13 protein-coding genes are annotated in these 13,895 nt (G+C 37.5%); 1 reads left to right on the top strand and 12 read right to left on the bottom strand.

Features of this window, described 5'->3' with window-relative positions; translation table 11 throughout:
• Window positions 1–91: 91 nt before the first annotated feature.
• Entirely contained in the window at window positions 92–940 is an 849-nt protein-coding gene (gene licT / locus BM012_RS13325) for a BglG family transcription antiterminator LicT (RefSeq protein ID WP_061805422.1), read from the bottom strand.
• Window positions 941–1,211: 271 nt separating this feature from the next.
• Here licT and BM012_RS13320 point away from each other — a divergent pair, with 271 nt between their 5' ends.
• Window positions 1,212–1,814: a DUF4241 domain-containing protein gene (locus BM012_RS13320; RefSeq protein ID WP_061805421.1), complete on the top strand. Its 603-nt coding sequence runs from the start codon at window positions 1,212–1,214 to the stop codon at window positions 1,812–1,814.
• 29 nt (window positions 1,815–1,843) lie between these two features.
• Here BM012_RS13320 and BM012_RS13315 read toward each other — a convergent pair whose 3' ends face one another.
• The 11 genes from BM012_RS13315 to BM012_RS13265 form a co-directional block, all read right to left on the bottom strand.
• Window positions 1,844–2,152, bottom strand: coding sequence for an AtuA-related protein (locus tag BM012_RS13315; protein ID WP_061805420.1), 309 nt, complete (start codon window positions 2,150–2,152; stop codon window positions 1,844–1,846).
• Window positions 2,136–3,470: an acyclic terpene utilization AtuA family protein gene (locus BM012_RS13310; protein ID WP_061805419.1), complete on the bottom strand. Its 1,335-nt coding sequence runs from the start codon at window positions 3,468–3,470 to the stop codon at window positions 2,136–2,138. Before BM012_RS13310 ends, BM012_RS13315 begins: the two co-directional genes overlap by 17 nt.
• A gap of 10 nt (window positions 3,471–3,480) precedes the next feature.
• Entirely contained in the window at window positions 3,481–4,782 is a 1,302-nt protein-coding gene (locus BM012_RS13305; RefSeq protein ID WP_061805418.1) for a CitMHS family transporter, read from the bottom strand.
• A 25-nt stretch (window positions 4,783–4,807) separates the two neighbouring features.
• A complete protein-coding gene (locus BM012_RS13300) occupies window positions 4,808–6,259 on the bottom strand; it encodes an alpha/beta hydrolase domain-containing protein (RefSeq protein ID WP_082802625.1) in 1,452 nt (483 codons plus the stop codon).
• A 268-nt stretch (window positions 6,260–6,527) separates the two neighbouring features.
• Window positions 6,528–7,880 carry a sigma-54 interaction domain-containing protein gene (locus tag BM012_RS13295; protein ID WP_061805417.1) on the bottom strand — a complete coding sequence of 451 codons (1,353 nt, stop codon included), beginning with the start codon at window positions 7,878–7,880 and terminating at the stop codon, window positions 6,528–6,530.
• 2 nt (window positions 7,881–7,882) lie between these two features.
• Window positions 7,883–8,071, bottom strand: a complete 189-nt coding sequence (locus tag BM012_RS13290) for a hypothetical protein (protein ID WP_061805416.1) — start codon at window positions 8,069–8,071, stop codon at window positions 7,883–7,885.
• Window positions 8,072–8,291: 220 nt separating this feature from the next.
• Window positions 8,292–9,188 carry a manganese catalase family protein gene (locus tag BM012_RS13285; protein WP_061805415.1) on the bottom strand — a complete coding sequence of 299 codons (897 nt, stop codon included), beginning with the start codon at window positions 9,186–9,188 and terminating at the stop codon, window positions 8,292–8,294.
• A 156-nt stretch (window positions 9,189–9,344) separates the two neighbouring features.
• A complete protein-coding gene (locus BM012_RS13280; protein ID WP_061805414.1) occupies window positions 9,345–10,190 on the bottom strand; it encodes a YitT family protein in 846 nt (281 codons plus the stop codon).
• A 165-nt stretch (window positions 10,191–10,355) separates the two neighbouring features.
• Window positions 10,356–11,495, bottom strand: a complete 1,140-nt coding sequence (locus BM012_RS13275) for a bifunctional cystathionine gamma-lyase/homocysteine desulfhydrase (RefSeq protein ID WP_061805413.1) — start codon at window positions 11,493–11,495, stop codon at window positions 10,356–10,358.
• Window position 11,496: 1 nt separating this feature from the next.
• The gene (locus BM012_RS13270) at window positions 11,497–12,417 is read right to left on the bottom strand and encodes a PLP-dependent cysteine synthase family protein (RefSeq protein ID WP_061805412.1); all 921 of its coding nucleotides are present in this window, start codon (window positions 12,415–12,417) and stop codon (window positions 11,497–11,499) included.
• A gap of 128 nt (window positions 12,418–12,545) precedes the next feature.
• A complete protein-coding gene (locus tag BM012_RS13265; protein WP_061805411.1) occupies window positions 12,546–13,892 on the bottom strand; it encodes an LLM class flavin-dependent oxidoreductase in 1,347 nt (448 codons plus the stop codon).
• Between the last annotated feature and the right edge of the window lie 3 nt (window positions 13,893–13,895).

Here is a 13,895-nt window from a genome sequence, read left to right as displayed (position 1 = left end):
AAACCTGAAGGGAACACGAAAAGAGCATAGTCTTTTCTCTGTTCTCTTCAGGTTTCGCCTGCTAACCAGTAACAATCCTAAATGAGTATAGTTATTTATTTTTTTCTCGATTAGAAACTCTATGAATGTGAATAATAAAGTATGATAACTCATCTTTCGTCATTTTAACATCGTACTCTTTTTGTAAATATTTCTGTACTTTTTTTGTACATTCATCTGCTGCAGGATACTGATTTTTCACTTGCTCATAGAGAGAATTTTCTTCTTCATCATGCTCAAGCTCCCCGCGTAGCATTCGATAAGCAAAATAGCGTAAGTGTGTAATAAAACGATTGTAATTAATTGACTCTTCATCAAAGGAAATACCGTAGTGATAGTTCACAATATTCACAACACTATTCACAATATTTGTCATTTCGATTGTCTCTTCCATGCCCGATGAATCTTGACGAGCATTGAAAAGGTGAAGAGCAATTGATGCGCTTTCATCTTCTGGTAAACGGATGCCTGTACGCTCTTCAATCAAATTTAAAGCAAGAAGGGCAACAGCATGTTCATCTTTATAAAATTTCTTAACTTCCCATAAAAGCGGATTCTTAATGATAAGTCCTTCTTTAAAGCGGGTTAGTGCGAAATGAATATGATCTGTTAAGGAAAGGTATACCGTCTCATTAAGCTGACATGATAGCTTTTTTTGAGCTAATTCAATAATGTCATTTGATACTTCTAAGTGCAGAAACGGAATATCTTTGAGAAGTTCAGATAATTTGTTAGCAGTAGATTCTGAGTGAATAACGAATGTTTTTTCAATCTTCTCTTCCTCAACTTCGTCTCCTGCTTTCTTTTGAAAAGCGAGTCCTCTTCCCATTACAACTATTTCTTGATTATGTTCACTTTCTGAAAGAATAACGTTATTGTTGAAAATTTTCTTTATGCGCATAATGATTCACCTTGTCACTGAGATTTTGTTCGCTAACAAAAAAACCCGAACTCATGACAGCATTATAGAAGACTATAACACTCTAATGAATTCAGGTTTTGCCTGCCGAACAGTAACAATCCTTGTCTATGAACTTAGTATACAACATAATGATTGCGCTTGCAAACACTTTTTTAGTACTATTTTCACTAAAAACGTATAGAGTTGAAATTTCTTTTCTTGTTTGCTGTTATACTAAGAAAGACTATTGGCTTAGAAAGGATGAAAATAGGTGCAAAAGCTGCTTTCTTTTCTTCTTCATGAAGAAGAAAACTTACACTATCAATCTATCGAGAACATTACCATTATATCTGGAAATGTAGTTGCATGTGATCCTAATTTTTTTGAGGAAAGTACACCTTTCCAAAAAAATATTCAACCTGGCTCATATCCTGTTTCTTTACTATTAGATAAAGAAAACTCTGTCGCCGGATCTCTTATTACGTTTTCAAATCAAAAGCCAGTTCGCTTTGAAATGGCAACAAAACCTGGTCAACATATTAAAAATCTTGAGAAAAATATGATTTTTGGTCATCCTGTTGATACAGGTTTAAGCTGTTTTGCTGATGGAAGTGCTGTACTAAAGATGGAGGAGCTCGAAAGAAAGAAAATTAACGAGCTTGGAGATGACTTTATTAGCTTCTATGATGACGTTCTAGAAGAGAAGCTTGAAGAAAATAATGATATGTGGGGAAATTTAATCCTTGATGAAGAACATAACCTTAATGCGCTAATCTTCTCTTCTGGATATGGAGATGGATTTTATGCCTCCTATTGGGGGATTGATGAAAAAGGACATGTTGTTTCTCTTGTGACAGATTTTAATATTTTGTAAGAGAATCCTGCCTACAAGGCAGGACTTTCTTACACGTCAACTTTCATTTCCAATAGAGCATAGCTAAGGCTCTTTCCATGTGTATCAATGCTTAATGATGTTGTTACCCCGCCGCGCATAGCGTTATAGCATACAAATTGTAAAGCCGAAATATTAGGGAGTTCATATCTGATAACCTCACCTTCTACAATTCCTTCTAAATGTTTTCTCACTTTTTCTGCTGTTATCTTTTCACAAAGCAAATGATAATCTTGTTCGTTGTAAGGGATAAGGGAAAGCATAAGCGTGTTCCCTTTATCGCCTGCTCGACTATGAGCGATATCATATAGTTTTTTCATGTGTAATATGCTCCTCTACTGTTATACTTAGCTTTACTTTATCTCGAGGTATAAAAGATGACACAATCCCAATAACATCATAAGCATATTTTCTAGCTCCTCCACCACCAGCAGGTCCGTTCGTATAGAGAGCTTCAACTTCTTCTCCTATTAACCTTGCCTTCTCTAGCGTATCTGTCCTTCCTGCAACTCGCATCCTCACTTCATATGGTTGATTTCTATGATTAAATGAGGAGTAGTGCAGCGAAGAACAGCCGATATAATCGATTTGAAGATCTGAAAAACAATCATTTAGACGTCTTCCTATCACTTCTCCTGCAAGTTCCGCTCGTTTAAGTGCATGCTCTCCGCCATATGAAATTTCCCCTTCCCCAATGAAACCGGCATGATAGCCAACACTCACTTTTAAATTTTTGGGCTTCTCGCTTCCACTCCCTCCGTGAACAAGAACAGCATCTTTTTCCACTTGTTCTAAATGGACAGAAGTAAAATCAGCACATACATCAGGAGTTACATATTCATATGGATTTAGTACTTCATAAAGAAGCTGTTCCTTCACCGTTGCTAAATTTATTTCCCCTCCTGTTCCCTCTAACTTTCTAATAACTGCCCTTCCGTCTTTTTCAATTTCTGCATACGGAAACCCTAACGTATCAAGGTTCCGTACTGGCTTTTTAACAGGATCCGCAAAATATCCTCCTGCAACTTGCCCTCCACACTCAAGCAAGTGACCAATAACTGTTCCATGCCCAAGCTTATTGTAATCTGTCAATGACCAACCATAGTGATGCACAATAGGAGCTAAAAAAAGGGAAGGATCAGCAGCTCTACCTGTGACAATGATGTCCGCATCCGTCTCTAAAGCAGAGATAATTCCCTCTATACCAATGTATGCATTAGCAGATACAATTTTTTGATACGAGTACAACGGCTCATTTGTTTCTAAAGAAGGTGTTGTCAAATCAATGCTGTGAAAAACATCGTCACCAGTTACAGCTGCTACTTTCACAGGAATATTAAGTTTTTTGGCAATCTCAACTACTTTTTTTGCAGCTTCAATGGGATTTGCAGCACCCATATTTGTAATAAGACGAACGTTATGTTTGTGAAGCGAAGGTAAAAGAAGCTCTATTCTTTTTTCTAAAAGAAGATCATACCCTTCTCTTTCATTTTTTTGCTTCCGCTTTTGAGCAAGAGCAATCGTGCGTTCTGCTAAACATTCTAAAATAAGATAGTCTAACTTCCCACTTTGTGCTAATAAAAGCGCAGGTTCTAACCGATCTCCTGAGAACCCCGCTCCAGATCCGATTCTTAACATATTTATCACCTCAAATAGAAATAGCTCCTGTGAAAAGAGCGAGAACAGTCATAACAAGCGTTGTACCAAAAGCCCATTTAAAAATAAATTTCTGATGATCAACTAGGCTTACTCCTGTTAGTCCAATAAGAATGAAAGTAGATGCCGTTAGAGGACTAAGCGGAAATCCTGTTGTCATTTGTCCTAAAATAGCTGCTCTTCCAATTTCATGCGAGTTCACTCCAAAGCTTGCAGCAGTTTCACTCAAAATGGGTAAAACCCCGAAATAATACGCATCAGGAGTGAAAATTAAACTGAGTGGCATACTGGTTACAGCAACAAGAACAGGAAGATACCCCCCAAGTGAATCTGGAATAATAGAGACAAGTGATAAAGACATCTCTTCAATCATTTTGGTTCCTGTCAAAACTCCTGTGAAAATACCTGCAGCGAAAATCATTGTACAAACAACAAGAATATTGCTTGCATGATTTGTAAGCCTTTCTTGCTGTTCTTTTGGATGCGGATAGTTAATAAACAAGGCAACAACAAAGGCCACAAGAAATAAAACAGGCATTGGAAGCAGTTCAACAATAAGAGAAACTAGCAAAGCTAAAGTTAATAAAACATTGAACCAAAACAAATTAGGGCGTTTTGCACTTTCATCAACAGCTGCTGCTTGTTCTGACAGCATTTTATAATCTTCATCGATTTTTAAAACCCCAAGTCTTCTCTGTTCCTTTTTCCCTAATATATAAGCAACAAATAGGACCCAAACCATTCCTCCAAGCATTGCTGGAATAATAGGAGTAAAGATATCTGAAGCCTCGGCATCAAGTGTTGCCATTGCCCTTGCCGTTGGTCCTCCCCATGGCGTCATGTTCATAACTCCTGCAGCTAAGCCTACAACTCCTGATAGAATAAGAGGATTCATGTTCAATTTTTTATAGATAGGTAAAAGCGCTGAAATCGTAATCATGAATGTTGCTGCTCCGTCTCCGTCTAGATGGACAACTAGTGTCAGCAAAGCTGTTCCTATTACAATCTTTAAGGGATCACCTTTTACGACAGCCACTATTTTTGCAATCATTGGATCAAACAGTCCTGCATCAAGCATTAAGCCGAAGTATAAAATAGCGAAAACAATCATAATTCCCGTTGGGGCCACTTGGATAAGCCCCTCTAGCATCATATTTCCTAAGTCACGGCCAAATCCTCCAATTAAGCCAAACAAAATTGGCACAAGTACTAAAGAAACTAAAACAGAAACCCGTTTTGTCATAATGAGAAAAAGAAAAGTTCCGATTGTTAATAAACCTAACAATGCGATCATGCTTTCCCCCCCTATCTTTTTTCGGCTAATAAGGTTCTATTTCCTTTCCCGTTTGAATGCTTTCTACTTTGAGTCTATTTTGAGGTGTAGCGATTTTTTTGCTTCTTGGTGGCTTTTGACCGTTCTCTACCCATTCAACAACAAGGTCAAAGCTCTGATGAACATAAGGAGCAAGCGGCTGTCTATCTTTTTGGATATCATATTCACTACGTACAAGAGCATCAGAATGCGCACCTTTTTCAATCATATAAAGACGATAATCATCGTTTCCACTGTTTTTAACAAGATTTTCATACGGATAAGCATGAATATCAGGGAATAAAACAGCGTCCCATGTTCCAAAGACAGTAATAAGCGGTGCTTTGATTTCTCCTGTATTCTCAATTTCTTTCACCGTTTTTTTCACATAGTCTGGTCTTTTATCAAAATGATAGCTGTTAAAAATATAATCATTGGACCTGTTGCGCAGCCCAAATTGATCATAGTTTGTATACTGCTGCCACGGTATTGTTTTCTTAGCTGTTGGATCTAGCTCATCTCGATATCTATTTAACGTATTGAACCATTTATGCTGATCTGAATAAAACCAGTAGTTTTCTGTTCCGCTAGGAAGACCTGCTTCATACATCCCTTCAATGGCTTTTTCTTTCTTCTTGCCTTCCCCGTAAAGAGCATCTCCTGCATGTTGAACAATTTGTGTATAAGAGGTGATCAAGTTTGGTTCATTTGCTCTCCATAACACTCCTGCCATATCAACTCCACCATCAAAGAGAGGATTTTTTTCATTATCATGCTCAAGCGCATAGCGTACAACATATCCACCATTAGAGTAACCAACAGCATATGTTGGGATAGGATGCTTTAATGAAACAAGCTTCCCTGCCCCTTCAGCTTGAGGAGCAATAAGTTTACTTTTATAATGCTCTGATAAATACGACTGAGCGGCTTTCGTTAATTGCCGAAATCTCATATGCCATTCTGCTAGAGAGTCGTCTTTTGAAACAAGCGCATTGTCTCCACCAAATGTTCCTTTATCTGTTGAGGCATAGGCATATCCTTTTTCTAACACATAATCACTGAAGAGAAGATCATTAGACATTTCACTCGCATTTCCTCCTGGAGCTGAAACAACAAGCTTTCCATTCCAGTCCCTAGGAACTCGAATAACAAAACGAGCATCTCCAAACGCTCCCCGAATTTCTTTTCCTTTCACCTCTTTTGGACTGTAGTAGCGGTAAAATCCTGTCTCATCTTCTTTCACTCCCCACAATGTGGCACCTGATAATCCTCCTGCTTTTTGAAGCTGATCAGGATTCTTAGTTGTAAGCCAGTTCCCATTTTTTCCGTTAAATTGTTCTACTGTGACACTATGAGCTCCATCGATAAATCTTTGTGCTTTTGTATTTTCAGACATACAGAAAAAACAACAAGCAGCTGTACTAGCTATAAAAAACTTTTTAAAGTGAGTTCTTTTCATTTTTTTTCTCCTTTCCTCTCCATCCTTTCTTGCTTTATATAGTGCAAGATGCATGCCAACCTGATCATTTTTAATGTTGCTTTCTTTAAAAACAGCTGTTTTTAAAGAAAAGAAATTTTCTAACGGTAAATTTAATTAGAAAGCGCTTTCCTTAGCTTTTCTAAATTTCTAGAACTTTTCTCCTCGCTCTAAAATGAATTTCCTTTATAAAAAGAGAAAAAGAAAAGATTTCTAAAAGGTTAGAATGCTTTCTAACCTTTTAGAAATCTCACATGTTAAGCTTCTTTAACTTGTTGTACAAAGTAGCAAGAGAGATGCCTAATACCTCCGCTGCTTTTTTCTTTCCTTTAATATCGTGTCCACATGTACTTAATGCTTTTTGAATATATTCTTTTTCTCTTCTTCTTATCATTTCTTGCAATGTTTCACTTTCTTCTTTATTTTTTTCTCCTTTCTTTACAATAAATGAGGGTAAGTTTTCTACTGTAATGTATTCGTTATCCGCCATACAAGTAGCATAGTCTACAGTATTTTTTAACTCTCTAATATTTCCTGGCCACTCATAGCTTCTTAAGACACGAACAGCTTCCTCCTCAAAAATGTACGAAGTAAATTCAGAAGCTTGAGATTCAATAAGTATAGAAATATCTTCTTTTCGCTCTCGTAAAGGAGGAACTTCAATGCGAATAACGTTTAATCGATAAAATAAATCTTCTCTAAAATGGTTTTTGTGCACAAGCTGTTCGATATTACGGTGTGTCGCAGCAATAATTCTCACATCTATTTCTCGCTCTTTTGTTTCTCCTACTCTTCGAAGCTTTTTCTCTTGTAAAACGCGAAGAAGCTTAGCCTGCAGGCTTGAGGGCATATCACCTATTTCATCTAGAAATAGTGTGCCTTCATGCGCTACTTCGAAAAGCCCTGGCTTGCCGTTTTTTTTCGCATTTGTGAATGCTCCTTCTCCGTATCCAAAAAGCTCGCTTTCTAGCAATGAAGATGGAATGGCTGCACAATTTACAGGAACAAATGCTCGTCCACTTCGCTCACTTTTATTATGAATACTTTGGGCAAATAGCTCTTTTCCTGTTCCACTCTCCCCTGTTATAAGCACAGGAAAAGAGGATGCTGAAGCCTTTTCAGCAATAGAAATGGCTTTTTTCACCTTATCACTCTTACCCATAATATCTTCAAACGTATACTTTGCTTCATAAGCTCTATTCATCCGACTTTTTAATGTTTCAACCTTTTCTCTTTGCCTTTTTAATTCCTGAGAAAGCTTATCTACTTCTGTTAAGCTTTTACAAACTGAAACAGCTCCTACAACTTCTCCATCCAATATAATAGGAGCCATATCCACCATATATTCTCGGTCTTCTGTTTTTCTATACACTCCTGCTCTTATTTTCCCATCCTTTAACGTTTGTGGAAGCTTAGCACCACGTCTATATGCACTGAGCGGTTTTCCAATAATATGTTGTGTGACACCTGTAATTTTCGTGTATTCTGGGTTAATCATTCTTACAATTTCATGCTTATCAATAACAAGAATTCCATCATGAATACAGTGAGCAACGGCTTTCCACCATTCTGCACCATGTTGCATAGAGATCTCTTTCCCCATTTTCAATCCCCCTTCTCATGTATTAAGAATAGGCTAGAAACACTTTTTGTGAAAGGGTTTTCTTTTTGCGTTAAAAATAACAGAACAATGAAGATGATGATATCTCCAATAAGCTCATCCATTTCCTCTGCGTCTACAACCATCTCCGGAAGATAAGCACCAGTACCGCTTATTTTAATTTTACGCTTCATCCTAGATTCTCCTTTTTATGCTGTTTCATGTAGGTACTTGAGATGATGAAGGATCTCTTTATTTTTCTTCTCTCTATTCCTGCTATATCGAACCCTTCCTACTTTTTTGTATTAGTTATTTCGTTCAGTATGCTTTCAAAGTATAACAATAAGCTGCTTTCTCAAAAAGAAACAGTACTTTTTCTACAAAAAAGTCCCCATTTTAAATGGGGACAACATGCTATATGCCAGCAGAGCTTTTTAAACGAGCTAATATTTTCATAAAGTCTTCTTCTGAAACACCTGGTGCAAACTCTTCTGTAATGGGTTCTAAATCTGGAATTGTTCCTCCTCTTGGCGTTCCCTCTACAACTTGTACAGGCTTTCCATCTGATGGATGAGGTCCTCTCCATATTTTTGCTATTTGCTTATAATCTGCATCGCTAAATGTGTATAGTTTCGTATGAACATTTTGCTCTTCAAATTTTCGAGCGCTATCAAAACGCTTATTTTCGAGTTCTGGAATTGGAAGCAATTTTGTTACATCAACACCTGTTGCAACTTGAAGCGCTTTTGCATAAGCAACCGCATGTGTTGTACCTCGTACAAGCAGATATCCAATCATTTCCCGCGCAACAGGATGATCTGTCATTTCGTATACACGCATTTTATGCGTGCGTGCTCCACATTCAAGAAAAAAGTTGTGCAGAAGATCAAAGATTAAATTCCCACTTGTTTCAATATAATCACCTGTCCATGGCAGACCCATTGAATTAGCAGGAAATGCCGTTTGAGCTGTTCTAATAAAATGCTGCGTGTTTCGTTTATCCTTTGCCTCCCTCATTGGAGCAAGATCTGGATCTTCCGGGAATGTTGTTCCTTCAATCATCAAATTAATTGCATTTGAGACAAGCTCAACATGCCCAAATTCTTCCGCTGTGATACTTGCAATAAGTTCATAAAAAGGACGGAACTTCTTTTTATGACGAAAGTTAAAAGATTGAAACATATAGGTATTAAGCGTTGACATCTCGCCAAATTTTCCGCCTAAAAGCTCCTGCACAGCAGCAGCAGCATTAGCATCTGGATGTACGGATTTGGGTAAATCGATAAGCAGCTTATCTATTCGTTTGATCATAGTTGTACCCTCCTTATGACAACAATGCTGTCTATTACGTTGTATGCTAAGAAGGGATTGTCTCATTCACCTATTGTTTTTTCTTATTTCCTGCTTCCCATCAAAACAAAAAAGCCTTTAAGATGAAGATAATCATTCACCTTAAAAGCTTTTTGTTCATTTCGCAGAAGAGCTTATAAATCCAAATTTGCCTCCTACAACTTCTTTTACATCATGAATCACAATGAAAGATTGAGGATCTATTTTGGTTACATTTCGCTTTACTTTTAACAGTTCGTTCTTTTTAATAACCGTATAGATAATATGCTTGTTTTTATTTTCATAAAAACCGTATCCATAAAAAATAGTAGCAGCATGTCCACAATTTTTCGTTACGTAATTTGCAATTTCTTCGTGTTTTGCAGACATAATCGTCACAGCTTTTTTATTATGAAATCCTTCGATAAAAATGTTCACAATCTTAGCGCACAAATAAACAAAAATGAACGTATAAAGCGTATTGTGTACACCAATTGCGAAAACAGATGCCAAGATAATTAAGCTATCCATATAAAACATACTTTTAGAAATATTGTAGCCTTTTGTATAGTTCAGCAAATAGGCAAGAAGTGTTGTTCCTCCCGTAGAACCATCTGCAATAAAAATAAGGGCAAGCCCAGCCCCCATTAAAAGTGCTCCGAATACAATACCTAAAATCATATCTTCTACTTTAAATGGAATAAAAGCAACGAGGCTCAGGAACACAGACGTCATAAAGGCTCCTAACACCGTGTAAGCAATTGTTCTTTTCGTCAAAAACTTAGCTGAAATAGCAATAAACACAATGTTAACAACAAAGGTACTAACGCTTGTTGGGATATGAAAAAGATAATAAAGTACAAGAGCAATTCCAACAGAACTTCCATCTCCAAGCTTATTCGGGACAACAAAAAAATCAATAGAAGCTGCAACAAGAAGAGATCCAACTATAATGAGTAAAAGATCTTTATAAACAGTTTTCATATGGTTCCTCCTTTCTCTTGCTGTCTAACGTTTTACCGTATCTTATAAAGTCCGTTCTGTATTATATAGGCCTTTATAAAGCATGTCAACGTTATGAACGGAAATAACGAAAAAGCTCTCTGCTCCCACAAAAAAAAGACAAAGATATCTTTGTCTTTTTTTACATTATTGAAAAGATAAGGCTTCTTTCAAGTCTTCTATTAAGTCATCTTTATCTTCAAGACCTACTGAAATACGGATTAATCCATCTGTAATGCCTAATTGTTCACGTCTTTCTTTTGGAATTGAAGCATGAGTCATAAGGGCTGGAATCGAAATTAAGCTCTCAACAGCACCAAGACTTTCAGCAAGTGTGAAATATTTGGTTTTCTTCACGATCGCTCGTGCTTTTTCCTCTGACTCTACTTCAAACGAAATCATTCCACCAAATCCTCGCGCTTGGGTTACAGCTATTGAATGATTTGGATGAGAAGAAAGACCAGGATAGTACACGTTCTTCACTTCTTTATGTTGAACTAAAAAGTCTACAATCTCCCTTGCGTTTTGCTCATGTTCTTCCATCCGAATGCCAAGTGTTTTTATGCCTCTCATAAGAAGCCATGAATCATGTGGACTAAGTATGGCTCCTGTTGAGTTTTGAACGAAATGTAGATCATCTCCTAGTTTCTTATTATTCACCACGGCTAACCCTGCTACAACATCACTATGTCCACCAAGATATTTTGTTGCACTATGAAGGACAATGTCAGCTCCAAGCGTAAGCGGATTTTGCCAATAAGGCGTACTAAACGTGTTATCTACAATCGTAAGAAGGTTATAGCGCTTGGCAATTGCAGCCGCTTCTTTTATATTTGTAATCTTTAGTAACGGGTTTGTTGGTGTTTCAATAAAGATGGCCTTCGTATTTTTTTTAATCGCTGGCTCTATGTTTTCAACCTTACTTGTATCTACGAATGTCGCCTCAATGCCAAAGCGACTTAACACTTTCGTAATGACCCGAAAAGAGCCTCCGTATACATCATCACTTAAAAGAAAATGATCTCCTTTTTGAAACAGGAGAACAACAGATGTTATGGCAGCCATTCCTGAACTAAATGCAAAGCCTCTTTCTCCTTCTTCTAAATCTTTAATCAGTTCTTCTACAGCAAAACGCGTTGGATTTCCTGTTCGAGCATACTCATATTCCTTCGGCTCACCTGGTTCTTCTTGTTTATACGTACTTGAATGGTATATAGGAATAGAAACTGCTCCTGTTTCTTTGTCAGTCGAGATCCCACCGTGAATAAGCTTTGTTTTCTTCCTCATTCTACTCTCCTCCATATATGTGCTGACTTAAATAGCGTTCGCTTGAATCAGGGAAAATCACTACAATGTTTGATCCCTGACTTGCCTTTTTACTTTCTTGTAATGCCGCATAAAAAGCGGCGCCAGATGAACTTCCAACAAACAATCCTTCTTTACGAGCTAACTCTTTAACCATTGTAAAAGCATGATGATCTTCTACTGTATGAACAGCATCAAAATAAGAAGGATTCATATATGAAGGAAGAAATTCCATCCCAATTCCTTCTGTTTTATGAGGACCAGGCTCTCCTCCGTTTAGAATAGAGCCTGTAGGTTCTACAATAACTGTTTTAACTTCTTTCTTTTGTTCTTTTAAGTACTTAGCCGTTCCCATAAAAGTTCCACCTGTGCCTGCTCCAGCAACAAATACATCAATGTCCCCGCCAAACTCGTTCCATATTTCTGGTCCTAATGTTTTGTAATAGGTTTCAGGATTTTGATCATTTGCAAACTGCTGCGGAGCATATGAATTTGGAATTTCCTTTAATAACTCCTGCGCTTTATGAATGGCTCCTTTCATTCCAAGTCTTGTTGGGGTATTCACTACAGTAGCTCCTAGCGCTTTCATTAGTTCCTGTTTTTCTACACTAAACTTCTCCGGTACGCAAAAAATCACGTTCACTTCTTTATGAATGGCAGCGAGAGCCAACCCAATTCCTGTATTACCTGCAGTTGGTTCAATAATGGTTCCACCGCTTTGTACTAGGCCTCTCTCAAACGCCTCTTGAAGAAGATGCTGACCAAGACGGTCTTTCACACTTCCTCCTGGATTGAAATATTCAAGTTTTGCAAATAACTGAACACCTGAAGGAAGAGAAAAATGCGTGATTTCTAAAAGAGGTGTTCGGCCAATGAGGTCGTGGACACTTTGGAAAATGGTCATACTATCTGCTCCTTTTAAGCAAAGTAACGATAAAACATGCAGTTTAAAAATTCACAAAGAACAAATATTTTTAATCAATTAATTTCTATAGGTATAGTATGATTTTATTTCAAAATCGTTCTCATTTTTCATGAGCTCCCTTTATATATTGAACAATCGTATCGATTCTTGGGTTTTCTAAGGCCTAAATGTTCTCTTAGCGTTGTTCCTTCATATTCATGACGGTATATCCCTTTCTCTTGAAGAAGAGGCACAACATATTGAACAAAATCTTCTAATCCTTCGGGAAGTAAGGGGCATTGAAGCATAAATCCGTCAGCAGCTCCTTCTTCTACCCATCTCTCCATTTCATCAGCAATTTGTTGAGGCGTGCCTACAAATGCATCCTTCCTTCCCGCTCCAACAAAACGATAGTATAAATCTCCAACGGTTAATTTTTCTTCTTTCATAATACGTTTCATTTCATCAAACTGACTTTGAATCCCGTTTACTTTCGGGAAACTAATCTCTGATGCTAGCATATTTAAAGGGTATTTTGTAAAATCAATATTCCCCATATATCCTGATAAAAATTGCAGCCCTTCGTAAGGTGAAAGAAGATGCTGTAGTTCAGTATACTTTTCGTTAGCTTCCGCTTCTGTCCGGCCAATAATTGGTGATATACCTTGAAGAATGGACAAACTCTCAGGATGACGGTTAAATGTTTTCATCTGACTTTTTAAGCTTCGATAATACTTTTTTGCTTCTTCTTTGCTATCTTTATGGATAAAAACTACTTCCGCTGTGCGAGCGGCAAGACGTTGACCTGAAGGAGAAGAGCCGGCTTGAACGATTACAGGTTGACCTTGTACAGATCTTGCAATATTGAGCGGTCCACGAACAGAAAAGAATGTTCCTTTATAGTTTAGTTGATGCATTTTTTCTTCATTAAAAAACGTCCCCTTTTCTTTATCCAATACAAATGCATCGTCTTCCCATGAATCCCAAAGTCCTTGCACAACGTCAATAAATTCTTCTGCCCGCTCATAACGAACGTCGTGTTCTTCATGAGTTTCTCGACCAAAATTTTGAGCCGTAGCTCCTGTAGCATCACCTGTCGTCACAAGGTTCCACCCAGCGCGACCTCTGCTTATATGATCAACAGAAGCAAACTGGCGAGCCAAAATATATGGTTCGCTATACGTAGTTGAGGCAGTTGCAACAATTCCAATTTTAGACGTAGCTTCTGCTAGGGCTGTAATTAAAACAATTGGATCAAATCGATTTAAAATATTAGGGTGAGATTGTTCATTAATCGCCAAGCTGTCTGCAATAAAAGCAATATCAAATTTCCCGTTTTCAGCAACGCGGGCTAATTGTTTATAATGTTCAACATCTATGCTTGCTTTCGGATTTGCTTTTGGATGCTTCCACGAGGCAACATGCATTCCTGTTCCAACAAGATAAGCTGCCAACTTCATCTGTTTTTTGCTCATAAA

This window comes from Priestia endophytica DSM 13796 (genome assembly GCF_900115845.1).
In the GTDB taxonomy this organism is placed as follows: Bacteria; Bacillota; Bacilli; order Bacillales; family Bacillaceae_H; genus Bacillus_I; species Bacillus_I endophytica.
This window is presented reverse-complemented; position numbering and strand designations above follow the sequence as displayed.

What these genes read in the sequence shown, in the direction of transcription:
- licT (WP_061805422.1), bottom strand. Translation starts at nt 940, where the DNA reads ATGCGCATAAAGAAAATTTTCAACAATAACGTTATTCTTTCAGAAAGT.
- BM012_RS13315 (WP_061805420.1), bottom strand. Translation starts at nt 2,152, where the DNA reads ATGAAAAAACTATATGATATCGCTCATAGTCGAGCAGGCGATAAAGGG.
- BM012_RS13310 (WP_061805419.1), bottom strand. Translation starts at nt 3,470, where the DNA reads ATGTTAAGAATCGGATCTGGAGCGGGGTTCTCAGGAGATCGGTTAGAA.
- BM012_RS13305 (WP_061805418.1), bottom strand. Translation starts at nt 4,782, where the DNA reads ATGATCGCATTGTTAGGTTTATTAACAATCGGAACTTTTCTTTTTCTC.
- BM012_RS13300 (WP_082802625.1), bottom strand. Translation starts at nt 6,259, where the DNA reads ATGAAAAGAACTCACTTTAAAAAGTTTTTTATAGCTAGTACAGCTGCT.
- BM012_RS13295 (WP_061805417.1), bottom strand. Translation starts at nt 7,880, where the DNA reads ATGGGGAAAGAGATCTCTATGCAACATGGTGCAGAATGGTGGAAAGCC.
- BM012_RS13290 (WP_061805416.1), bottom strand. Translation starts at nt 8,071, where the DNA reads ATGAAGCGTAAAATTAAAATAAGCGGTACTGGTGCTTATCTTCCGGAG.
- BM012_RS13285 (WP_061805415.1), bottom strand. Translation starts at nt 9,188, where the DNA reads ATGATCAAACGAATAGATAAGCTGCTTATCGATTTACCCAAATCCGTA.
- BM012_RS13280 (WP_061805414.1), bottom strand. Translation starts at nt 10,190, where the DNA reads ATGAAAACTGTTTATAAAGATCTTTTACTCATTATAGTTGGATCTCTT.
- BM012_RS13275 (WP_061805413.1), bottom strand. Translation starts at nt 11,495, where the DNA reads ATGAGGAAGAAAACAAAGCTTATTCACGGTGGGATCTCGACTGACAAA.
- BM012_RS13270 (WP_061805412.1), bottom strand. Translation starts at nt 12,417, where the DNA reads ATGACCATTTTCCAAAGTGTCCACGACCTCATTGGCCGAACACCTCTT.
- BM012_RS13265 (WP_061805411.1), bottom strand. Translation starts at nt 13,892, where the DNA reads ATGAGCAAAAAACAGATGAAGTTGGCAGCTTATCTTGTTGGAACAGGA.